Origin of the sequence: Curtobacterium sp. MCPF17_018, from assembly GCF_003234135.1 — a bacterium.
Lineage (GTDB): Bacteria > Actinomycetota > Actinomycetes > Actinomycetales > Microbacteriaceae > Curtobacterium > Curtobacterium flaccumfaciens.
This window is the reverse complement of the sequence record NZ_QKSJ01000008.1, coordinates 84,981-105,189: the sequence shown is the minus strand read 5'-3', so window position 1 is coordinate 105,189 and position 20,209 is coordinate 84,981. Positions and strand designations below refer to the sequence as shown.

At 68.4% G+C, this 20,209-nt stretch carries 22 protein-coding genes; all 22 read right to left on the bottom strand.

All coding sequences use genetic code 11. The features are described from left to right. Nucleotides 1–15: 15 nt before the first annotated feature. Entirely contained in the window at nucleotides 16–297 is a 282-nt protein-coding gene (rpsS, locus tag DEJ27_RS10930) for a 30S ribosomal protein S19 (protein ID WP_017885529.1), read from the bottom strand. Nucleotides 298–308: 11 nt separating this feature from the next. After that, the gene (gene rplB / locus DEJ27_RS10925) at nucleotides 309–1,148 is read right to left on the bottom strand and encodes a 50S ribosomal protein L2 (protein ID WP_027466728.1); all 840 of its coding nucleotides are present in this window, start codon (nucleotides 1,146–1,148) and stop codon (nucleotides 309–311) included. A gap of 18 nt (nucleotides 1,149–1,166) precedes the next feature. Further along, nucleotides 1,167–1,466, bottom strand: a complete 300-nt coding sequence (rplW, locus tag DEJ27_RS10920; RefSeq protein ID WP_027466729.1) for a 50S ribosomal protein L23 — start codon at nucleotides 1,464–1,466, stop codon at nucleotides 1,167–1,169. After that, entirely contained in the window at nucleotides 1,463–2,122 is a 660-nt protein-coding gene (gene rplD / locus DEJ27_RS10915) for a 50S ribosomal protein L4 (RefSeq protein ID WP_027466730.1), read from the bottom strand. Before rplD ends, rplW begins: the two co-directional genes overlap by 4 nt. Before the next feature lie 2 nt (nucleotides 2,123–2,124). Beyond that, nucleotides 2,125–2,781, bottom strand: coding sequence for a 50S ribosomal protein L3 (gene rplC, locus DEJ27_RS10910; protein WP_027466731.1), 657 nt, complete (start codon nucleotides 2,779–2,781; stop codon nucleotides 2,125–2,127). Between the two features lie 12 nt (nucleotides 2,782–2,793). Next, nucleotides 2,794–3,102 carry a 30S ribosomal protein S10 gene (rpsJ, locus tag DEJ27_RS10905; protein WP_017885534.1) on the bottom strand — a complete coding sequence of 103 codons (309 nt, stop codon included), beginning with the start codon at nucleotides 3,100–3,102 and terminating at the stop codon, nucleotides 2,794–2,796. Between the two features lie 521 nt (nucleotides 3,103–3,623). After that, nucleotides 3,624–4,451, bottom strand: a complete 828-nt coding sequence (locus tag DEJ27_RS10900; RefSeq protein WP_110859499.1) for a DarT ssDNA thymidine ADP-ribosyltransferase family protein — start codon at nucleotides 4,449–4,451, stop codon at nucleotides 3,624–3,626. Nucleotides 4,452–4,531: 80 nt separating this feature from the next. Then, nucleotides 4,532–5,509 (bottom strand): DNA topoisomerase IB, encoded by a 978-nt coding sequence (locus tag DEJ27_RS10895; protein WP_110859498.1) that lies wholly within the window; start codon nucleotides 5,507–5,509, stop codon nucleotides 4,532–4,534. Nucleotides 5,510–5,683: 174 nt separating this feature from the next. Then, nucleotides 5,684–6,871, bottom strand: coding sequence for an elongation factor Tu (tuf, locus tag DEJ27_RS10890; protein WP_110859497.1), 1,188 nt, complete (start codon nucleotides 6,869–6,871; stop codon nucleotides 5,684–5,686). Between the two features lie 147 nt (nucleotides 6,872–7,018). Next, nucleotides 7,019–9,136, bottom strand: a complete 2,118-nt coding sequence (gene fusA / locus DEJ27_RS10885) for an elongation factor G (protein WP_110859496.1) — start codon at nucleotides 9,134–9,136, stop codon at nucleotides 7,019–7,021. Nucleotides 9,137–9,233: 97 nt separating this feature from the next. After that, nucleotides 9,234–9,704, bottom strand: coding sequence for a 30S ribosomal protein S7 (rpsG, locus tag DEJ27_RS10880; protein WP_017885539.1), 471 nt, complete (start codon nucleotides 9,702–9,704; stop codon nucleotides 9,234–9,236). A gap of 5 nt (nucleotides 9,705–9,709) precedes the next feature. After that, nucleotides 9,710–10,078 carry a 30S ribosomal protein S12 gene (rpsL, locus tag DEJ27_RS10875; protein ID WP_017885540.1) on the bottom strand — a complete coding sequence of 123 codons (369 nt, stop codon included), beginning with the start codon at nucleotides 10,076–10,078 and terminating at the stop codon, nucleotides 9,710–9,712. 228 nt (nucleotides 10,079–10,306) lie between these two features. Beyond that, entirely contained in the window at nucleotides 10,307–11,482 is a 1,176-nt protein-coding gene (locus DEJ27_RS10870; RefSeq protein ID WP_111090911.1) for a hypothetical protein, read from the bottom strand. 35 nt (nucleotides 11,483–11,517) lie between these two features. After that, on the bottom strand, nucleotides 11,518–12,003 hold the full coding sequence (locus DEJ27_RS10865; protein WP_110859494.1) for a DUF6121 family protein: 486 nt from the start codon (nucleotides 12,001–12,003) through the stop codon (nucleotides 11,518–11,520). 27 nt (nucleotides 12,004–12,030) lie between these two features. Then, the gene (locus DEJ27_RS10860; protein WP_111090910.1) at nucleotides 12,031–12,579 is read right to left on the bottom strand and encodes a hypothetical protein; all 549 of its coding nucleotides are present in this window, start codon (nucleotides 12,577–12,579) and stop codon (nucleotides 12,031–12,033) included. 224 nt (nucleotides 12,580–12,803) lie between these two features. After that, a complete protein-coding gene (locus tag DEJ27_RS10855) occupies nucleotides 12,804–13,481 on the bottom strand; it encodes a type 4a pilus biogenesis protein PilO (RefSeq protein WP_110859492.1) in 678 nt (225 codons plus the stop codon). After that, nucleotides 13,478–14,206 (bottom strand): hypothetical protein, encoded by a 729-nt coding sequence (locus DEJ27_RS10850; protein ID WP_110859491.1) that lies wholly within the window; start codon nucleotides 14,204–14,206, stop codon nucleotides 13,478–13,480. The genes DEJ27_RS10855 and DEJ27_RS10850 overlap by 4 nt, the downstream gene beginning before the upstream one ends. Next, nucleotides 14,203–15,255 (bottom strand): type IV pilus assembly protein PilM, encoded by a 1,053-nt coding sequence (gene pilM, locus DEJ27_RS10845; protein WP_110859490.1) that lies wholly within the window; start codon nucleotides 15,253–15,255, stop codon nucleotides 14,203–14,205. Before pilM ends, DEJ27_RS10850 begins: the two co-directional genes overlap by 4 nt. A 35-nt stretch (nucleotides 15,256–15,290) precedes the next feature. Beyond that, the gene (locus tag DEJ27_RS10840) at nucleotides 15,291–16,133 is read right to left on the bottom strand and encodes an A24 family peptidase (protein ID WP_110859566.1); all 843 of its coding nucleotides are present in this window, start codon (nucleotides 16,131–16,133) and stop codon (nucleotides 15,291–15,293) included. Further along, on the bottom strand, nucleotides 16,130–18,025 hold the full coding sequence (locus DEJ27_RS10835) for a hypothetical protein (RefSeq protein WP_110859489.1): 1,896 nt from the start codon (nucleotides 18,023–18,025) through the stop codon (nucleotides 16,130–16,132). Before DEJ27_RS10835 ends, DEJ27_RS10840 begins: the two co-directional genes overlap by 4 nt. Then, nucleotides 18,022–18,726 (bottom strand): PilW family protein, encoded by a 705-nt coding sequence (locus DEJ27_RS10830; protein WP_027466743.1) that lies wholly within the window; start codon nucleotides 18,724–18,726, stop codon nucleotides 18,022–18,024. The genes DEJ27_RS10835 and DEJ27_RS10830 overlap by 4 nt, the downstream gene beginning before the upstream one ends. Beyond that, the gene (locus DEJ27_RS10825; protein ID WP_146238509.1) at nucleotides 18,726–20,177 is read right to left on the bottom strand and encodes a prepilin-type N-terminal cleavage/methylation domain-containing protein; all 1,452 of its coding nucleotides are present in this window, start codon (nucleotides 20,175–20,177) and stop codon (nucleotides 18,726–18,728) included. Before DEJ27_RS10825 ends, DEJ27_RS10830 begins: the two co-directional genes overlap by 1 nt. Nucleotides 20,178–20,209 lie beyond the last annotated feature (32 nt).

Sequence of the window (20,209 nt, the reverse complement as noted above, 5' to 3'; positions counted from 1 at the left end):
CTCTGCGTCGCCGCCTCAGCGGCGACGGCCCTTCTTGTCGTCCTTCACGTGACCACGGAAGGTGCGGGTCGGCGCGAACTCGCCGAGCTTGTGACCGACCATCGACTCGGTGACGAACACCGGGATGTGCTTGCGGCCGTCGTGGACGGCGATGGTGTGCCCGAGCATGTTCGGGACGATCATCGACCGACGCGACCACGTGCGGATCACGTTCTTGGTGTTGGCCTCGTTCTGCGTGACGACCTTGCGGAGCAGGTGCTCGTCGACGAAGGGGCCCTTCTTCAGACTGCGTGGCATCTTCTGAACTCCTACTTGCGCTTCTTGCCGGCGTTACGGCGACGGACGATGAGCTTGTCGCTCGGCTTGTTCGGCTTGCGCGTACGGCCCTCGGACTGACCCCAGGGGCTGACCGGGTGACGACCACCGGAGGTCTTGCCCTCACCACCACCGTGCGGGTGGTCGACCGGGTTCATGGCGACACCACGGACGGTCGGGCGGACGCCCTTCCAGCGCATGCGGCCGGCCTTGCCCCAGTTGATGTTCGACTGCTCGGCGTTGCCGACCTCGCCGATCGTGGCGCGGCAGCGTGCGTCGACGTTGCGGACCTCGCCCGACGGCAGACGGAGCTGCGCGTAGGGGCCGTCCTTGGCGACGAGACGCACCGAGGCGCCGGCGGAGCGAGCCATCTTGGCGCCGCCACCGGGGCGGAGCTCGATGGCGTGCACGACCGTACCCACGGGGATGTTGCGCAGCGGCAGGTTGTTGCCGGGCTTGATGTCGGCGCCGGGACCCTGCTCGATGACGTCGCCCTGCTTGAGCTTGTTCGGCGCGATGATGTACCGCTTCGTGCCGTCCACGTAGTGCAGGAGCGCGATGCGCGCAGTGCGGTTGGGGTCGTACTCGATGTGAGCGACCTTGGCGTCGACGCCGTCCTTGTCGGAGCGACGGAAGTCGATCACGCGGTACTGGCGCTTGTGGCCACCACCGATGTGACGCGTGGTGATGCGGCCGGAGCTGTTGCGACCACCGGTCTTCGGCAGCGGACGAAGCAGGGACTTCTCCGGAGTCGAACGGGTGATCTCAGCGAAGTCTGCGACCGACGAGCCGCGACGACCGGGGGTCGTCGGCTTGTAGTTACGAATAGCCATGATTTATCCCTCTGGTCCTCAGCCGACAGCCGTGAAGATGTCGATCGAACCGGACTTGAGCGTCACGATGGCGCGCTTGGTGTCCTTGCGCTTGCCGAGACCGAACTTGGTGCGACGGGTCTTGCCCGGGCGGTTCAGCGTGTTGATGCTCGCGACCTTGACGTCGAAGATCTTCTCGATGGCGAGCTTGATCTCGGTCTTGTTCGAGCGGGGGTCCACGATGAACGTGTACTTGCCCTGGTCGATGAGCGCGTAGCTCTTCTCCGAGACGACCGGCGAGATGATGACGTCGCGCGGGTCCTTGTTGAAGCCGCTCATGCGGTGATCTCCTTCGCGGTCTTCGACGCGATGAAGGCGTCGAGGGCGCTCTTGCTGAAGACGACGGCGTCCGAACGCAGCACGTCGTAGGCGTTGAGCTGGCCGTACGAGAGCGCGTGGACGTTCGACAGGTTGCGGATCGACTTGAGCGTCAGCTCGTCGTCCGTCTCGAGCACGACGAGCACGTTCTTGACGGGCGCGACCTTCTCGAGGAGCGTGCGGGCGGTCTTGGTCGACGGCAGTTCAGCCGCGACGAAGCCCTCCACAGCGGAGATGCGGCCACCGCGTGCACGGTCCGAGAGCGAGCCGAGCAGAGCAGCGGCGATCATCTTCTTCGGGGTGCGCTGCGAGTAGTCGCGCGGGGTCGGTCCGTGGACGACGCCACCGCCGGTGTGCTCCGGAGCACGGACGGAACCCTGACGGGCGCGGCCGGTGCCCTTCTGCTTGAACGGCTTGCGACCGGCACCGCGGACTTCGCCGCGGTTCTTGGTCTTGTGGGTGCCCTGACGCGCGGCTGCGAGCTGCGCGGTGACGACCTGGTGGATCAGCGGGACGTTGGTCTCGACGTCGAAGAGAGCTGCGGGGAGCTCGACGGTGCCGGACTTGGCACCCGATGCGTCGAGGACGTCGATCGTGGTTGCGGTCGTGGTGGCCATGATCACTTACCCTTCACGGCGGTGCGGACGAAGACGGAGCGGCCACGAGCACCGGGGACGGCGCCCTTGACGAGCAGCAGACCCTTCTCGGCGTCGACGGCGTGCACCGTGAGGTTGAGGACGGTCACGCGGTCGCCACCCATACGACCGGCCATGCGCATGCCCTTGAAGACGCGCGACGGGGTCGAGGAAGCACCGATCGAGCCGGGCTTGCGGTGGTTGCGGTGCGCACCGTGCGAGGCACCGACGCCGTGGAAGCCGTGGCGCTTCATGACACCGGCGAAGCCCTTGCCCTTGGAGGTACCGACGACGTCGACCTTCTGGCCCGCCGTGAACGTGCCGTCCACGGTGAGCTCCTGGCCGAGCGTGTACTCAGCGGAGTCGTTGGTACGGATCTCGGTGAGGGTGCGACGCGGGGTCACGCCAGCGGCCTCGAAGTGGCCAGCGGCCGGCTTGTTGACCTTGCGCGGGTCGATGGCGCCGGCGGCGATCTGGATCGCCTCGTAGCCGTCGCGCTCAGCGTTGCGGATCTGGGTGACCACGTTCGGGCCGACCTCGATCACGGTGACGGGGATGAACTTGTTGTTCTCGTCCCACACCTGCGTCATGCCGAGCTTCTTGCCGAGGAGGCCCTTGACGGTCTTGGTTGAGTTCGCCATTGGTCAGCCCCCTTACAGCTTGATCTCGATGTTGACGTCTGCCGGCAGGTCGAGTCGCATGAGCGAGTCCACGGCCTTCGGCGTCGGGTCGACGATGTCGATGACCCGCTTGTGCGTGCGCTTCTCGAAGTGCTCGCGCGAGTCCTTGTACTTGTGAGGGGAACGGATCACTGCGATCACGTTCTTCTCGGTGGGGAGCGGCACCGGGCCGACCACGGTTGCACCGGCACGGGTCACCGTGTCGACGATCTTCCGGGCCGACGTGTCGATGACCTCGTGGTCATACGACTTGAGCCGGATGCGGATCTTCTGTCCCGCCATGTGTCTCTTGTCCTCTCTGCGCCGCGCACCCTCTGGCCGCCTGACGCCGCTCGGTTCCGCATTCCTGCGGACCGTGCTGTTTTCCTGAACCAACCGGCCGCATCCACTGGGGATGACCGCTGTTCACCTGTCAACCTCGCGGGCGACCGTGGCCGTCCAGCGTGGGCAATCGACTGCCTCGTGATCCGGGCGCAGCAGTGGTGCACCGCGTCCGTCACATCTCGGGGAGTCGTGTTCTGCTGCCTGCGGCCCAACCCAGCCCTGCTGAACAAGGGGGTTGTGCACTGCCAGAGCAGTGATCCTGTGGGCATGCACCCACGGGGAATTCGGAACCGGACAAGTCTCGCATAGCCCCGGCCCACGTGCAACCCGGGCGTGTCGCGAATCGCCGGGCGTGTCCCGCGGGCTCGCTTGCCCGGATCCACGCGGATCGGACGGCCTGGAGGCGCGGCTCGGCCCCGCAACGCGGAGCACCCTCCGGACGTGGTCCGGAGGGTGCCTCGAAACGGGTCAGGAGACCGTCACTCAGCGGTCACCGGGGGCACGAACCACGGCGGGAAGACGGCCACTCGCGGAGCGTGTCCACCGTGGTCGGCGAGCACGGCGCGGACCGTCTGCCGGGCCTTGTCGTTGGGCACGCCGATGACCGCGACCGACGTGAACGGCACGCTCGGACCGGCGAGCAGCTCGAGGCCGTGCATCTCCGGGTCCGTGAAGTCGGTGCGACGGATCAGGTTCGTGGCGGCGTCGGGCCCGACGGCGAACCGGACGTCGTCGGCGTCGGCGTCCTGGTCGGCGACGATCACGGATGCCCCGAACGCCGAGACCGGCACGACGAGCACGACGTAGTCGATCGCCCGGGTGCGACGGGCGGCATCGGACCAGCGCTCGCCCTCGGCGCCCGTCCGGAGTTCGTCCCAGCGGGTGGCGTCGGGGGACAGCGTGAACGGCACGTGGCCGGCGATCGAGGAGCCGTCTGGTGCCTCGGCCTCGGCGCGGGCGGCGCGGGTGTCGGCAGAGCTCACGTCGACGACGGGCTCCGCCTGGTCGGACGCCAGGATCGCACCGGCGCCGACGATGCCGTCGAGGTTGTCGATGTGGGTGACGTGGTGGGCGCGGAGCGCTGCGAACTCACGCGCCTCGGGCAGGTCGGCGGACGACGAACGGAGCGACGTCGGCGACCGCAGCGACGTCCCGGGCCCGGAGGCTGGCGGGTCGACGCGCAGGTTGGTGGTGATGCGGGTCCGGCGTGGTGCCGGGGTGGCTGGGGTCTCCGACGCTTCGCGCTGCCGGGGTGCGCAGATGTCGCAGAGCTCGGTGGGGAAACCGTGGATGCACTCGTCGGTCACGACTGTTGTGGGTCCTTCCGTGCCGTGTGGGGGTGGTCCGGCACGTCGACCAACGCTACGTCATCCGGACGGCCCCCGGGTCATTGTCGGTAGAGCAGCGCCCGGACCTCGGCCTCGGCGGACGCCAGGCGGTTCGGATCGATGGTCTCCCCGTGGTCGTACGCGTCGAGCAACCGGGGGTCGATGTAGCTCTGTCGGCACACCGTCGGGGTGTTGCCGAGCTCCTCGCTGGCGGCCTTGACCGCGTGCGAGACGGCCTTCTTCCGCTTGGCCTGCGACGACTGCGGGCCGGTCTTCGCCAGGTCCACCGCAGCCGCGACCGTGCCGTGCAGGGTCCGGAAGTCCTTCGCGGTGAACTCGTCGCCAGCACGTTCCTTGACGTAGGCGTTGATGTCCTCGGCGGAGAGCGGCTCCCACTCCGCCCCGCGACGCTCGCGGAACGACAGCAGCCGCGCGTTCGGTCCGCGCCGCTTCATGCCCGCGATGACCCGCGCGAGGTCGTGGTCGTGGATCGACGACGACCACTCCTGCCCGCTCTTGCCGGGGAAGTCGAGCTCGATGTCGTCGCCGGAGACGTGGGCGTGCGCGCAGAGCAGCGTCGACAGACCACGGCTCCCGTGCTCGGTGGCGTACCGCTCGGACCCCACCCGGAGCGACCCCTGGTCGAGCATGCGGAACGCTGCGGCCAGTGCCCGGCGACGGTCCGGCTCGGGGCGACGGAGGTCCTGCGTGACGCCACGGCGGGCCACCGGCAGCGATTCGGCGAGTGCCAGCGCGCGGTCGTACTTGATGCGGTCCATCCGCTCCCGCCAGGACGGGTGGTACATGTACTGCCGCCGACCGGCGCCGTCCGTCCCGGTGGCGAGGATGTGTCCGTTGGGGTACGGCGAGATCCAGACGTCGTCCCACGCCGGCGGGATCACGAACTCCTCGAGCCGACGGCGCTCGTCCGGATCGGTCACCGTGTTGCCCTGGGGATCACGGTACGAGAAGCCGCTCCCGGATCGGACGCGGTGGTAGCCGCGACCGGAGGTCGCGGATCTGCGGAGGCGTGTCACGACGCCGAGCCAACTCCGTGACGCCTGTGACGGGTCACGGGGCGGACAGGAGGCGCGGCACCGGCCCGGCCCCGGGCCTCCGCTCCGGCGCCCTGTACGGCCCGTCAGCGGCCGGGGACGACGAAGCGGGGCCGGGCCCTGAAGGCCCGACCCCGCTGTCGCAAGGAACCGGAGTTACTTGATGATCTTCTCGACCGTACCGGCACCGACCGTACGACCACCCTCACGGATGGCGAAACGGAGGCCCTCTTCCATGGCGATCGGCTGGATCAGCTCGACGGTCATGGCGACGGTGTCACCGGGCATGACCATCTCGGTGCCCTCGGGCAGCGTGATGACGCCGGTGACGTCCGTGGTGCGGAAGTAGAACTGCGGGCGGTAGTTCGCGTAGAACGGGTTGTGACGCCCACCCTCGTCCTTGGTCAGGATGTACGCGTTCGCCTGGAACTCGGTGTGCGGCGTGACCGAACCCGGCTTCACGACGACCTGGCCGCGCTCCACGTCCTCGCGCTTGAGGCCACGGATGAGCAGACCGGTGTTGTCACCGGCGACCGCCTGGTCGAGCAGCTTGCGGAACATCTCGATGCCCGTGACGGTGGTCTTCTGCGTCGCGCGGATGCCGACGATCTCGACCTCCTCGTTCAGGTTGAGCGTGCCACGCTCGACGCGACCGGTGACGACCGTGCCACGACCGGTGATCGTGAAGACGTCCTCGATCGGCATCAGGAACGGCTGGTCGGTGGCGCGCACCGGGTCCGGCACGTGCTCGTCGACCTGGGCCATGAGGTCCTGGACCGACTTGACCCACTTCTCGTCGCCCTCGAGCGCCTTGAGCGCCGAGACCTGCACGACGGGGGCGTCCTCGTCGAACTGCTGCGAGCCGAGGAGCTCGCGGACCTCGAGCTCGACGAGCTCCAGGATCTCCTCGTCGTCCACCATGTCGGACTTGTTCAGTGCGACGACGATGTAGGGGACGCCGACCTGACGGGCGAGCAGCACGTGCTCACGCGTCTGGGGCATCGGGCCGTCGGTGGCGGCGACCACGAGGATCGCGCCGTCCATCTGTGCCGCACCCGTGATCATGTTCTTCACGTAGTCGGCGTGACCGGGGGCGTCGACGTGCGCGTAGTGACGCTTCTCGGTCTGGTACTCGACGTGCGAGATGTTGATCGTGATGCCGCGCTGGCGCTCCTCGGGAGCGTTGTCGATCTGCGCGAAGTCGCGGGCCTCGTTGAGGTCCGGGTACTGGTCGTGCAGAACCTTGGTGATCGCCGCCGTGAGCGTGGTCTTGCCGTGGTCGACGTGACCGATGGTTCCGATGTTGACGTGCGGCTTGGTGCGCTCGAACTTGGCCTTGGCCACTGTGGGTCCTCCTCAGGACTCGGAAGCGTCACCCCCGGCCGGCCCTGGATGGGCTCGGAACCGTTGGTGCGCGGTGTGTGTCTGTACTTTACTTGGTGGCGAGGGGCCCGTCGCCGGGCGCCCCCGCCTGTGGAGAAGCGCTGAGCGCTACTCCCCCGCGTTCTTCGCGATGATCTCCTCGGCGACCTTGGCCGGGACCTGGCTGTAGGTCTCGAAGGTCATCGAGTAGACCGCACGACCAGAGGTCTTCGACCGCAGGTCGCCGACGTAGCCGAACATCTCGGACAGCGGCACGCTCGCGCGGACCACCTTGACGCCCGAGGCGTCCTCCATCGAGGCGATCTGGCCACGACGGGAGTTCAGGTCACCGATGACGTCGCCCATGTACTCCTCAGGAGTACGGACCTCGACGGCCATGATCGGCTCGAGGATCGCCGGACCGGCCTTGCGAGCCGCTTCCTTGTAGGCGATCGAGCCGGCGATCTTGAACGCCATCTCGGACGAGTCGACGTCGTGCGCCGCGCCGTCCTTGAGGATGGCCTTCACGCCGACCGTCGGGTAGCCCGCGAGGATGCCGACCTGCATGGCGTCCTGGATACCGGCGTCGACCGACGGGATGTACTCGCGCGGGACACGGCCACCGGAGGTCGCGTTGACGAACTCGTAGACCTTCTCGCTCGTGACCTCCATCGGCTCGAGCGCGATCTGCACCTTCGCGAACTGGCCGGAACCACCGGTCTGCTTCTTGTGGGTGTAGTCGTAGCGCTCGACGATCTTGGTGAGCGTCTCGCGGTAGGCCACCTGGGGCTTGCCGACGCTCGCCTCGACGTGGAACTCACGCTTCATGCGGTCGACGAGGATGTCGAGGTGGAGCTCGCCCATGCCCTTGATCGTCGTCTGACCGGTCTCGGCGTTGAGCTCGACGCGGAACGTCGGGTCCTCTTCGGCGAGCTTCTGGATGGCCGTGGAGAGCTTCTCCTGGTCAGCCTTCGTGTTCGGCTCGATGGCGACCTCGATGACCGGCTCCGGGAACGTCATCGACTCGAGGACGACCTGGTTGGTCGGGTCGCACAGGGTGTCACCGGTGGTGGTGTCCTTGAGGCCGATGACCGCGTAGATGTGGCCAGCGGTCACGTTGGCGACCGGGTTCTCCTTGTTGGAGTGCATCTGGAAGATCTTGCCGATGCGCTCCTTCTTGCCCTTGGTCGAGTTGACGACCTGGGCACCGGACTCGATCGAGCCGGAGTAGACGCGCACGTAGGTCAGACGACCGAAGAACGGGTGCACCGCGACCTTGAACGCGAGGGCCGAGAACGGCTCGGACGCGTCGGGCTTGCGGATGATCTCCTTCTCCTCGTCCTTGACGTCGTGGCCGATCATCGGCGGCACGTCGAGCGGGGACGGGAGGTAGTCGATGACGGCGTCGAGCATCGGCTGGACACCACGGTTCTTGAACGCGGAACCGCAGAGGACCGGGTAGAGCGTGCTGCTCACCGTGAGGGCACGGATGGCTGCCTTGATCTCGGCGACCGAGAAGTCGGTGTCGCCCTCGAGGTAGCGCTCCATGAGGACGTCGTCCGCCTCGGCCACGCGCTCGATGAGCTTCTCGCGGTACTCGGCGGCACGGTCCTGCAGGTCGGCCGGGATCTCTTCGATCTCGTACTTCGCGCCCATCGCGACGTCACCCTTGGCGTCGCCGCGCCAGGTGAGTGCACGCATCTGGACGAGGTCGACGACACCTTCGAACGAGCTCTCGGAACCGATCGGCAGCTGGAGCACGAGGGGCTCCGCGCCGAGGCGGTTCACGATGGTGTCGACGGTGTAGTAGAAGTCGGCGCCCAGCTTGTCCATCTTGTTGACGAAGCAGATGCGCGGGACGTCGTACTTGTCGGCCTGACGCCAGACGGTCTCGGACTGGGGCTCGACGCCCTCCTTGCCGTCGAAGACGGCGACCGCACCGTCGAGGACGCGGAGCGAGCGCTCCACCTCGACCGTGAAGTCCACGTGACCGGGGGTGTCGATGATGTTGATCTGGTTGTTGTCCCAGAAGCAGGTCGTCGCGGCCGACGTGATCGTGATGCCGCGCTCCTGCTCCTGCGCCATCCAGTCCATCGTGGCAGCGCCGTCGTGGACCTCACCGATCTTGTGCGTGATGCCCGTGTAGAACAGGATGCGCTCGGTCGTCGTGGTCTTGCCGGCATCGATGTGCGCCATGATGCCGATGTTGCGGACCTTGTTCAGGTCGGTGAGCACGTCCTGTGCCACAGGGTTCCTCCGGAAGAGTTGTAGGAGATTGGTGGTCGGCCGGGCGCCGGGGGTTTTGCCCGTCGGCGCCCGGACCGATCAGCCAGCAGAGCCGGGACTACCAGCGGTAGTGGGCGAAGGCCTTGTTCGACTCGGCCATCTTGTGCGTGTCCTCGCGGCGCTTGACCGCGGCACCGAGACCGTTCGACGCGTCGAGGATCTCGTTCATGAGACGCTCGGTCATCGTCTTCTCGCGACGGGCCTTGGCGTACGAGGTGAGCCAACGGAGCGCGAGGGTGTTCGCGCGGTGCGGCTTGACCTCGACCGGGACCTGGTAGGTCGAGCCACCGACGCGGCGGCTGCGGACCTCGAGGGTCGGACGGACGTTGTCGAGCGCCTTCTTCAGCGTCACGACGGCGTCCTGCTGGTTCTTGGCGGAAACGCCCTCGAGTGCACCGTAGACGATGCGCTCGGCGAGGCCCTTCTTGCCGTCGAGCAGGATCTTGTTGACGAGCTGGCTGACGATCGGCGCACCGTAGACCGGGTCGGCGACGACGGGACGCTTGGGGGCGGGACCCTTACGAGGCATCTAACTCAACCCTTCTTCGCGCCGTAGCGGCTACGAGCCTGCTTACGGTTCTTGACTGCCTGGGTGTCCAGGGCGCCACGGATGATCTTGTACCGCACACCCGGGAGGTCCTTCACACGACCGCCACGGACGAGCACCATCGAGTGCTCCTGGAGGTTGTGGCCCTCACCGGGGATGTAGGCCGTGACCTCGGTGCCGTTCGAGAGCTTGACACGAGCGACCTTGCGCAGTGCCGAGTTCGGCTTCTTGGGGGTGGTGGTGTAGACGCGGGTGCACACACCACGCTGCTGGGGGTTCGCCTTCAGGGCGGGCGCCTTGGTCTTGGTGACCTTCGGCGTACGACCCTTGCGAACCAGCTGCTGAATAGTAGGCAACTGTTCTCCTGGTTCTTCGCTCGTGCTCTCTGGCCGGCGCGTTCCGCCGGCTTCCTCGTCCCGCGCTGATCACCGCCGGACGGCGGGTGTTCGAGTGGGGGACGGAGTGGTCCGGCTGGGCGATCCCGCTCGCCGGACTTTTCGGGCGCGCCCGAGGGCGCACACCCGGTAGAGACTACCCGCGTAACGGGACGAAATCAATCCGGGTCACCCCGGGAACCGACACCGTCATGAGCCGGTGTCGGAGGACCCGTTGCCCACCGCCGAGCGGAACGTGGCACCGTCGCTCGAGAAGCCGGTGACGTACCCGCTCGCGTTCACGTTGAGCGGCCCCGCGGACGCCGTTCCGGTGCCGGCCGCACCCGAGATGTCGGCCGTGTACTTCGCCCGTCCGAACGTCGTCGTCGTGATCAACCAGCCGTTCGTCGTCCAGTTGCCGACCCGGACCGTCGGCCGCGTCTCGAGTGTCCACTTCTGGTTCGAGTACGTGTACGCCGGGTTCTGCCCGTACGCGTAGAAGCTGCAGCCGGCGGGGGCGGCGTCGGTGGAGGCGATGCAGCCGTCCACCCAGTCGTCCACCGCTCGCTCGGCGGCCTGCTGCCCCGCGGTGGTCAGGGTCGTGGTCATCTGCACCGGGCTCGAGGTCGACCGCCCGAACCCGCTGACGCTGGCCGATCCCCCACTGGCCGTGGTCCACTTGTCGCCGTCGAAGGCGACGTCGTAGGTCCCGGGCAGCGCGCGGAGGCTCACCGTGCCGTCCTTCGCGGTCTTCACGTTGCTGCCGGCGACGGTGACCGCAGCACCGGACGGCCCTCGCACCGCGACGTCGACCGTGCCGAGTTCGGGGGCCTGCAGCTCCCAGATCGGGAACACGCCCCAGTCCGTCCCGGTCTTGTCGAGCGTGAAGGTCGCGGCGACGTCCTGCCCGCCCTGGCGCAGGTACGCGCGGACCGTGGCGGTGTCGCCCTCCGTCCGCGTCGCGGCGACCCGGTAGCCGGTGACCTTGTCCGATGCCTTCGCGTAGGCGGCTTCGCCGAGGAGCACGTCGGTCTTCTCGCGATCGATGCCCGCGTCGTCGAGGGCGTCGGCCACGCGTCCGGCCGTCAGGTCGTCGAGGAACGCCCGCACCGGGCGGTCAGCGGAATGCGTGGACGAGCCGATCAGGGAGCCGGCGATGCCGCCGACCAGGAGCAGCGAGAGCACCACGACGCCGGCGACGATCCCGGCGACTTGTCCACGGCGGAGCTTCCGACGAGGGCGCGCCCGCCGCGCGCCGAACTGCGCGCCGCCCCGCGGGTCCAGCGGGGTGCCGAGCGGCGCGTCCTGCGTCCCGCGGATCGTGGCGACGGGCGGCACCGAGCCCCAGCCGTGCGGGTCCGGATCCGCCGTCTGCTCGTCGCTCATCGTTCCCCCGTTGCGTGTCCGCGTACCCCGCGAGACTACCGCGCCGAGTGGTCCTCGCCCGCGACGGTGGACTCCGTCCGGGTGCCAGCCCCGTCGGTCGCGGTGCCGGTCCGCGCCTGGTGCCGGGCCATCGAGATCCCGCCGAGCACCGACAGGAGCGCCACCACGACGGACCCGACCACGAACGGCCCGAGGGCGTACCCCGCGGGGAAGACGAGGAGCTCCGTCGCGTCCGAGCGGACGAGCGCGTAGCCCACGGCTCCGACGCCGAGCATGACCAGGTAGACCGTCGCTGCGGCCACCAGGGCCGTCACGCCGGGGTTGCCGTCACGCGCACCCGCCGCGGTCGCGAGGAAGACCACCACCGCGGCGCCGACCACCATCGCGGGCCCGAGGTACGGGGTGGCGTCGGGCTGCGAGATGACCTCGACGTCGGCGAGCAGGGCTTCGAAGCCCGTGACGGCGATCACGAGCGCGATGAAGAGGACGGACGTCATCGTCGCGATCAACCACCGGGACATGCGCCGATCGTATCGCCGACCGGCTGGTCAGCGAGCGGGTTCGGCGTGGCCAGTGTCGTCCGCGTGCTCGCGACGGCCCGCCCGGTCGGACTGCTCGTGCGCTGCGGCGACCAGGGCGAGCGCGATCGTCGCCGTGATGATCGGGACGGTCTCGGTCATGGGGGCGGGCGCCTCCGGCACCGCGGCGGGTGCCGCATCCGGCTTCGTCGCGTCCGTCTCGTCCGTCGCGTCCGTCGGGTCGTCGGAGTGGAGGCCCGTGGCGGCGTCCGCCTCGGCGGGGGCCTCCGGCTCGTGGTCGCGCAGCGCCGGGCCGATCACCGGCAGGACCCCGGTGGTCGCGGCCGGCTCAGCGTGCAGGACCGCCGGCTCGGAGGACACGGATCCGTCGCGCTTCGCCGCGCGACGCGCTCGGCCCATCCTCACCAGGACGACGACGGCGACGATCGCCCAGATCCCGTTGACGATCGTCGAGGGGACGGCGTGGTGCGCGGCGACGTTGATCGCCACCGCGAGGCCGCCGACCAAGTTGAGCAGCTGGTAGAGCGGACCGTTCGGGATCTTGCCGGTGGAGAACAAGATGTAACCTGTTAGAACGGTTACGGCACCGAACCAACCGAGGAATTCCACGATTCCGACCAACACGCGCGACTCCGGGCACGACGAGGAACGGCCGATTCGAGCCGACCGTTCGAGAGGGGATGAGCAGCCGCGATCACGGCGTCTGGTGCATCGTAATCACAACGACGGGTGTCGCGGAAGCGGGGTCGGCGTGGCGTGGCCGGCCCCGGTCCGGGGGTCGTTCAGCCCTTCGCCGCGGTGTCCGACTCGGCGAGGACGTAGACCGATCCGGAGAGCGACCATGCCTGCGCGTCCATCGGGCTCGCTCCCGAGTCGGAACTCGTCGAGGCGATGCCGGTCACCAGGAGCAACCGCTGCCCGGACTGCACCGCCTTCGTGAAGGCGAGCGCCTGGTCGTACGAGCCCTGCACCGCCACGGTCACCGGGATGACGACGAAGTTCGATCCGTTGATCGCAGCGTCGGTCCGGGCAGTCGGCGCCGTCGGGGTCGGCTCGGCGCTCGGCGTGGCACTCGCCGGAGCCGCCGGCTCGTCGGAGGCTTGTCCGGCCGCCGGCTCGTAGGCCTTCGCGTCTCCGACGGTGATCGAGGTCACCGTGACGCCAGCGGTGGTCGCTGCACCGTTCAGTTCTCGGAGGAGAGCCTCCGTCGACGGCGTCGACGGCACCGAGACGCGGAGCGCGTCCAGTTTCGTCTTCGTCTCGGCGAGTGCATCACTCGCTTCCTGGAGCCGATCGAGCTCGGCCTGGTTCCGGGCGTTCGTGGCGTCGATGTCCGTCTGCTGCGAGGAGTTGTCCGCAGCCTGGGCGAGCTGCGGCTGCACCCCGAGGAACCACGCCCCGGCGAGCACGGCTCCGATCGCGACGAGCGCGACGACGAACGAGAGGCGGTTGCGGTTCACTTCGACTGCTCCTGGGTGTACTTGCCGTCGAACGCCCGTTCCCCGAGGTGGACCTGGACCGTCGCGGTGTACCCGCCGGAGTCCTCCTGCAACGCGACCGACGTGATGGTCGAGTCGGCGTAGCCCTTGAGCTGCGACAGACGAGCCGTCCAGTCGGGTACCGAGGGGATGGTCGGACTCGACACGGTCAGCTGCATCGATGCGACACGGGCCTTCTCGAGCGGGACCGCCGACTGTGCGAACGCCGTGGTGACGTCAGCGGAGTCGATGGTCATCGAGGTGATGGCGACGCCGGCCGGCAGCACGTTCTTGAGCTGGGACAGCGTGCCGTTCCAGTCGATCTCCGTCGACCCCCCGACGGTTCGTGCCGCCTCCAGGAGCTGACTGTCCTGTTCGACCTGCCGGACGTCGGAGAAACGTTGCTGCTGCTGCAGCAACGACGCCGTCTCGGCTTGCGCCGCGGTCAGTGACGATGCGGTGTCCAGCTGGTGGACCGCCGCTGCGCCGACGCCGAGTGCCGCGGCGGCCGCCGTGATGAGGACACCGAGCCACGCACGACGCGCGACGCCCCGCTCACGACGGTCGACGTGGACCTCGGAGGGCAGGAGGTCGACGCGGGGTTCACGACCGGCGATCGAGACCTGCGCGCCGCGAGCGCTCCGTCGGGGACGCTCCGGCCGTGCCGCACCGACCGCGTCGACGGGTCGCGCTTCTGTGACGGTCATGCTGCTCTGCTCCCTACTGCCAACCCGAAGGCGACCGTGATCGCATCGACGTGGTCGGCGACGTCGCCGGCCGGGATCGACCGTGCGAGTCCGACGCCGTCGAACGCGGCGCCCATCGTGACGGGTAGGCGCGTCTGCTCCGCCAGCGCCTCCCGCATGCCCTGCAGGCGGGTCCCGCCACCGGTCAGCACCACCCGGGTCACGGGTTCCGACGGCCGGGTGTTGACGAAGTAGTTGATCGTGTTCCGCAAGCTCGTCGTGAGTTCGTGGACCGAGGCCGTGATCACCGCGACGGCACGGGCGTCGTCCGGAGTCCGTGCCGATCCGCCGAGCCCGAGGTGGCGCTTCACGGCCTCGGCCTCGTCGAAGGTGATGTCGAGGGTCCCGACCAGCGCGCGGGAGATGTCGTTGCCCCCCATCGGGATGATCCGGACGAACTGCGGGATCCCGTCAGTCGCGATGACCACGCTGGTGGTGTCCGCGCCGAGCTGCACCACCGCCGCGGTTCCCGGGACACCCTGGCGCCCGAGCAGGACACGGGTGAGCGCGAACGGGATCATGTCGACCCCGATCGGGTTGAGTCCCGCGAGCTGCACCGCCTTGACGTTCGCCAGCACGGCGTCCTTGATGGCTGCGATCAGGAGCCCGTGGACGACGGGGCCGTTCTCGCTCTCCCCCTCGGACACGGGGTAGAAGTCCAGGATGGCGTCGCCGACCGGCACCGGGAGCATCTCCTGCACCTGGAACGGGAGGCTCTCGCGGATCTGTGCCATCGGGGCGAGGGGCACCGTGAGGTCTCGGGAGAGCACCCGTTGGTTCCCCATCCCCAGAACGACGTTCTTCGAGCGGAACCGCCCCGTCGACCACAGCTCGCGGAGGGTGGCCGCGACGGTGTTCGGTTCGAGGACCTCGCCACGGCTCACCGCGTCCTGCGGAGTGGGGACCTCCGCGAAGCGCACCACCGTCGGTCGTGCCTTGTCGGCGTCGACGACCTCGACCGCGCGGATCGACGACCCCGCGATGTCGAGGCCCACGATGCTCTTGCCCATGATGCTGCTTTCGTTGGAGGTGGAGTGGTGGTCGCTCAGGCGACCCCGAGGACCTGGAGGTACCCGGTCCAGAGGAGGTCCCCGAAGACGATCCCGAGCCATGCCCCCACCAGCATCGACGGCCCGAACGGCAGCCCGCCGCGCCAACGTGCACGGCCGGCGAGGAGGAGCGCGATCGCGACGGTACCGCCCACCAGGAACGCACCGAAAGCACCCACTGCGAGGGGTCCCCATCCGAGGTACGCGAGGACGAGGCCGAGGACCACGGCCAGTTTGACGTCGCCGAGGCCCATGCCGCCGGGGACCGCCAGCGCGAGACCGAGGTAGAGGGCACCGGAACCGAGGGCACCGATCGCCGCACGACCGAGAGCGGACCAGTCGCCGTCGGCAGCACTCGCGACGACGAGGAGCACCGTGAGGACGATCCCGGACGGGTAGACGATCGCGTTCGGGAGCGTGTGGGTGGCGATGTCGATCAGGGTGAGTGCGACGCTGATCGCCATCAGGTACAACAACGCGACGAGGATCACGACCTGCGCCACGGTGTCCTGTGCCGTCCCCGCAGGAGAGCGGCCCACGACCACGAAGGCGGTGAGCCCGAACAGGACCGCGGTGACGAGTTCGACGGCGGGGTACCGCGCGGAGATCGGCGCGGAACAGTCACGGCACCGTCCGCGCAGGACGAGCCAGGAGAGCACCGGGACGTTGTCGCGGCGTCGGATCGTGTGTCGGCACGCCGGACAAGCGCTCGGTGGCGAGACCACGGACTGGCCCGCCGGCACGCGGTGCACCACGACGTTGAGGAACGAGCCGATGAGCAGTCCGAACACGGCGGAGAGTGCGGGGAGTGCGGGCCCGAGCGCCTGGAGACCGGTCATCGGCACGCACCACCGGTCGTGGTCGCGCACGAGCCGCCGGCGGTGTACGCGGCCTGGACCTCGACCTGCGTCGTGACCCCGTACGAGGTCGACACCGGCTGCAGGAACTTCGGGGGTGCCGTCGTCAGCAGGCGCTGGTCGTAGACGTAGTTCTTCGAGAACCCGGTGTTGCCGGTCGTCGCGACCGCCCCTCGCCAGTTCTGCGCGATCGAACCGATGACCTTGAGGGTGCCGAGCTTCGAGCCGATGTCGTAGTTCTGGTTCCAGAACGTCCCCGCGTTGCTCGCGATCGCCGCCGACACGGTGATCGATTCGCCCGGAGACCGGTTCAGCAGACCCACGCCCGAGCTGTTGCAGCGCGAGGTGTCCGCCACGTACCCGACACCCCACTGGTAGGTCGTCGGGTACGAGGTGCAGCGGGCGGGGTTGGAGATCTCGACGGCGTTCTGGCCGACGAGCCCGAGCACGTCGTTCGTGGCGCTGACGTAGGTGATGTCGTCGGTGACCCACACGGTCCCGGATGCCGCGATCGTCATCGCACCGCTGAACGCCCCGCTGACGAAGACGTCTCCCGCCGTGCAGCTGTACGTGTCGGAAGCCGAACCCGTCTGGTACGAGGAACCCGACGATCCTCCGTTGATCCACTCGCCTGCGGCCGGGAACCCCTGCCCGTTGCTGAACGGCTGGTTGCTCGTGTTCGTCGCCGAACCGTTCGACCGCACGGTGACCGTGGTGGTGCAGTACGTGTTCGTGTACTTCGACGGGAAGGCCGCACCCCAGGCGTTCACGTTGTTCGACGCGGACGGGATGTCCTGCACGTACATCAGGTTCGAGGGGAGGGTCGGGATGGTGGCTCCGGCGGAACTCTGCAGATCCGAGACCGCCCCGCACAGCGCTGCGGCCTTCGCCGGGTCGTCCGCGGCGAGGACCGCCCCGCTCGAGCTGTTGACCTTGATCTGCGTGGCCCGGGACCACGGCGACCACACGGTCATCTTGCCGTTCCCGAGGAACTTCACGCGGGTCGGTCCGGTGTACATGCAGCCAGGCCGCGGAACGGTAGTGGGGAGGTCGGTCCGCGTCTCCTGCGACATGTTCGTGTTCAGCGCGGGCAGACCGAGGTACGGGACCGCGGTCGCTGCACCGCCGTTGAACGTCCCCGCGCAGGTGCCGCTCGACGGGCGCACGGTCGTGTCGTGCTGTTCGACCGACCCGTTGAACACCGTCGAGCACGCCGAGGTGAAGACGTCGTTGGTCCGGATCGGCCCGTTCAGGGTGTCGGTGCCGGCGAACTGCACCGCCGTGCACTTCCCGGCGACCGATTGCCACTGGTAGGCGGTCGTGCAATCGGTCCCGGTGAGCGCGGGGTTCGAGGACTCGTAGTTGGTGAAGTAGAGGTAGTTGATGAAGCCGTCGCCCTTGAGGTTGGCCACGAGCGACCGGACACTTCCCCCGGCCTTCCCGGTGACACGGACCCGCAGGACGCCCTTGCCGGAGTAGTCGGAGTTGTCGACCTCGTAGCGGAACCACTGGTCGCTCGAGCCGACGACCGGTGCCCAGTCCGAGCCGGAGTTGGTGAACGCGATGTTCTTGTCGGCGTTGACGAAGGTCGACCCACTCGACTTGCTGAACTGGGCGTTCGCGTTGCCGTAGAGCGCGTAGCCGTTGTCGTTCGAGAGCTTCGACTGGTAGTCGGCGAGTCCCGCGTACGCGGCCGCCATCGCGTTCTGGAAGTTGCGGTCCGACGCGGCCTTGACCGCCCCCGAGGTGGAGACGGCGATCATCGTCGCGACGAGCAGCATCATGACGGTGCCGAAGATGAGCACGTTGCCGAGGACCATGCCGCGCTCGTCGCGCTGGGCCCGCGCGAGGACCGCGCTGATGCGACGGATCATGATGAACCCGCTCCGATGCTGGTGCCGTAGACGACGTTGAAGAGGTACAGGGTGTTCTGCACGTGGGTGTTGCCGCTCGCACCGGCGGTGGTGGAACCGAGTTCCAGGTTCACGCGGACGGCTCGCACGTTGCCCAACTGCGCGGTCGCCAGTGTTCCGTCCGGCTGGGTCGCGAGTGTCTTGCCGTCGGCTCCGAGGTACGAGAACAGCGCGACACCGTCGCTCGTCGGCGAGGCGATCGGACCACCCACCACCAGGCTCCGCGCCGGGGTCTGGGTCGTCGCCGGGAAGGAGTAGAAGCCGTTCGTCGCCGTGCCGTCCCACTGGTCCACGACGAGGCGTTTCGCGTCGTTCAGTGAGTAGCGGATCTGCACGGGCTTGTCAGTGCTGTTGCCGTCGAGGTTGATGTACGCGAAGAACACCACCTGCGTCGGGGCCGCCCGGGTGACCGCAGCGGCGTAGGTGCCGTCCGACTTCGGCAACAGACTCGCGGCGTGCACGTAGCGCGTGATGGAGTTCATCGCGATCGACGCCGTCCGAGCGTTCTGGTCGGAGGACGTGTTCGTCACCCCCGCGCGCAGGGTGGCCGTGAAGAACCCGCCCACCGCGACGAGGATGATCATCGACACGCTGACCGCGACGAGCAGTTCGGACAGCGAGATCCCCGCCTGCTCGCGGTGGAGGCGTCGGAGGGCCCGCATCACGACGTCTGCCCGCGAGGGTCGAGGGTCAGGGTGTTGTCGTAGTTGATGAGCACCAGCGCGGTCTTCTGGTTCACCATGCCGTTGGTCACGGGCTTCACGTTCGAGGCCTTCGACGCGATCTCGTTCTTCGTCGTCGACCCGAACGTCGTTCCGGAGTAGAGCGTCCACGTACCGAAGGGCAGGGCGATGGTCGCGGTGTCCCCGGTCGAAACCGGGAACCTCATCGTCATGCCGGCGGCGCAGCCGGGGTCACCGGCGGCCGGGTTCGCCGACGAGACGGCAGTGATGTAGCGGTCCTTCACGCCGGTCACGGTCGCGACGCCCATCATCACGGAGGCCGACGACGGCTTCCCGGGAGCAGTGGCGACCGACGGCGGGCTCACACCGATCGCGTTGGCGGCGTTCGGTGTCGACCAGGACGAGGGGTTGGGACTGAGGCAGCTCGTCGCACTCCCGGTGCTGTTGGAGTACGGGCCGGCGTAGACCGTGTAGCCCGAGGCGAACGGGAACACCGGCAACGACGGCCGTGAACTCGAGGTGACGTTGAGCGAGGTGCTGGCCAGGTCCCACGGCTTGACGACGTCCAGCCCACCGGCAGTGCTCGACAGCGTCGTGGGCATGTTGGTCGGGATCATCGCCTTGGAGCCGGCTGCGTACTGCAGGGTCAGCTGGCTCGACTGGTCGTACACGAACGGGACCGGCGAGCTCGCGCCGGCGGTCACCGAGATCGGCGATTGCACGGACGGCTGCTGCTGGTTCGTGTCGATGCCGCCGGTGACGCTCGCAGAGACCGCGTAGTCGCCCTGCGACACGTTCACCGCGTACGAGCAGCCCTGTGCGTCAGTCGGGAGGACCGCCGCCGTCAGCGCTGCACCGCCACCGCCGCCGACGGGGGTGATCGTGATCCCGACACCCTCGTAGGGCGCTCCCGAAGCGGTGGTGACCGAGATGATCACGGTGCCGTACCCGGGATCGGTGACCGCGTCGCTCGGCGCGATCGCTGACGAGACCGATGTGGTGCTGGAACCGCCCCGCGGGTTCGGCCAGGTCACGGTCTCGACGACGCTCTTGTAGGCGAGCTTGCCGTTCGACGTCCCGCACGCGCCGGTCGCGCCGTCGCTCTGCACCCAGCTGACCTTCCGGTCGATGGCGTACTCGACGCCTCCGATGGTCTTCGTGTTGTCCGGACCGGCCTTGCTGAGGACGCGGAAGATCCCCCCGGTGGAGGCGGCCGCGGTCTGGCGGAGGGTGTCGATGTCCTGCGAGGCGAGGGCGACCGCGGTCTCGCGACCGCGATTGGTCTGCGTGAGCTGGAGGCTGTTCGCGATGCCGTAGGCGATCCCGATCGACATGACCGCGAACACCATCATGGCGACCATGACCTCGATGATGGAGAAGCCGGCTTCGGCGTCGTGCCGGTACAGCCGGTCGTGCAGTCGCTGGAACATGGTCACCTCCTCCTCGTCATGTGAGCAAACGA

What these genes read in the sequence shown, in the direction of transcription:
- rplW (WP_027466729.1), bottom strand. Translation starts at nt 1,466, where the DNA reads ATGAGCGGCTTCAACAAGGACCCGCGCGACGTCATCATCTCGCCGGTC.
- DEJ27_RS10840 (WP_110859566.1), bottom strand. Translation starts at nt 16,133, where the DNA reads ATGACCGGTCTCCAGGCGCTCGGGCCCGCACTCCCCGCACTCTCCGCC.
- rpsG (WP_017885539.1), bottom strand. Translation starts at nt 9,704, where the DNA reads ATGCCTCGTAAGGGTCCCGCCCCCAAGCGTCCCGTCGTCGCCGACCCG.
- DEJ27_RS10850 (WP_110859491.1), bottom strand. Translation starts at nt 14,206, where the DNA reads ATGACCGTCACAGAAGCGCGACCCGTCGACGCGGTCGGTGCGGCACGG.
- rpsS (WP_017885529.1), bottom strand. Translation starts at nt 297, where the DNA reads ATGCCACGCAGTCTGAAGAAGGGCCCCTTCGTCGACGAGCACCTGCTC.
- rplD (WP_027466730.1), bottom strand. Translation starts at nt 2,122, where the DNA reads ATGGCCACCACGACCGCAACCACGATCGACGTCCTCGACGCATCGGGT.
- DEJ27_RS10830 (WP_027466743.1), bottom strand. Translation starts at nt 18,726, where the DNA reads ATGCGGGCCCTCCGACGCCTCCACCGCGAGCAGGCGGGGATCTCGCTG.
- rplB (WP_027466728.1), bottom strand. Translation starts at nt 1,148, where the DNA reads ATGGCTATTCGTAACTACAAGCCGACGACCCCCGGTCGTCGCGGCTCG.
- DEJ27_RS10835 (WP_110859489.1), bottom strand. Translation starts at nt 18,025, where the DNA reads ATGATCCGTCGCATCAGCGCGGTCCTCGCGCGGGCCCAGCGCGACGAG.
- rpsJ (WP_017885534.1), bottom strand. Translation starts at nt 3,102, where the DNA reads ATGGCGGGACAGAAGATCCGCATCCGGCTCAAGTCGTATGACCACGAG.
- DEJ27_RS10870 (WP_111090911.1), bottom strand. Translation starts at nt 11,482, where the DNA reads ATGAGCGACGAGCAGACGGCGGATCCGGACCCGCACGGCTGGGGCTCG.
- DEJ27_RS10825 (WP_146238509.1), bottom strand. Translation starts at nt 20,177, where the DNA reads ATGTTCCAGCGACTGCACGACCGGCTGTACCGGCACGACGCCGAAGCC.
- pilM (WP_110859490.1), bottom strand. Translation starts at nt 15,255, where the DNA reads ATGGGCAAGAGCATCGTGGGCCTCGACATCGCGGGGTCGTCGATCCGC.
- rplC (WP_027466731.1), bottom strand. Translation starts at nt 2,781, where the DNA reads ATGGCGAACTCAACCAAGACCGTCAAGGGCCTCCTCGGCAAGAAGCTC.
- DEJ27_RS10865 (WP_110859494.1), bottom strand. Translation starts at nt 12,003, where the DNA reads ATGTCCCGGTGGTTGATCGCGACGATGACGTCCGTCCTCTTCATCGCG.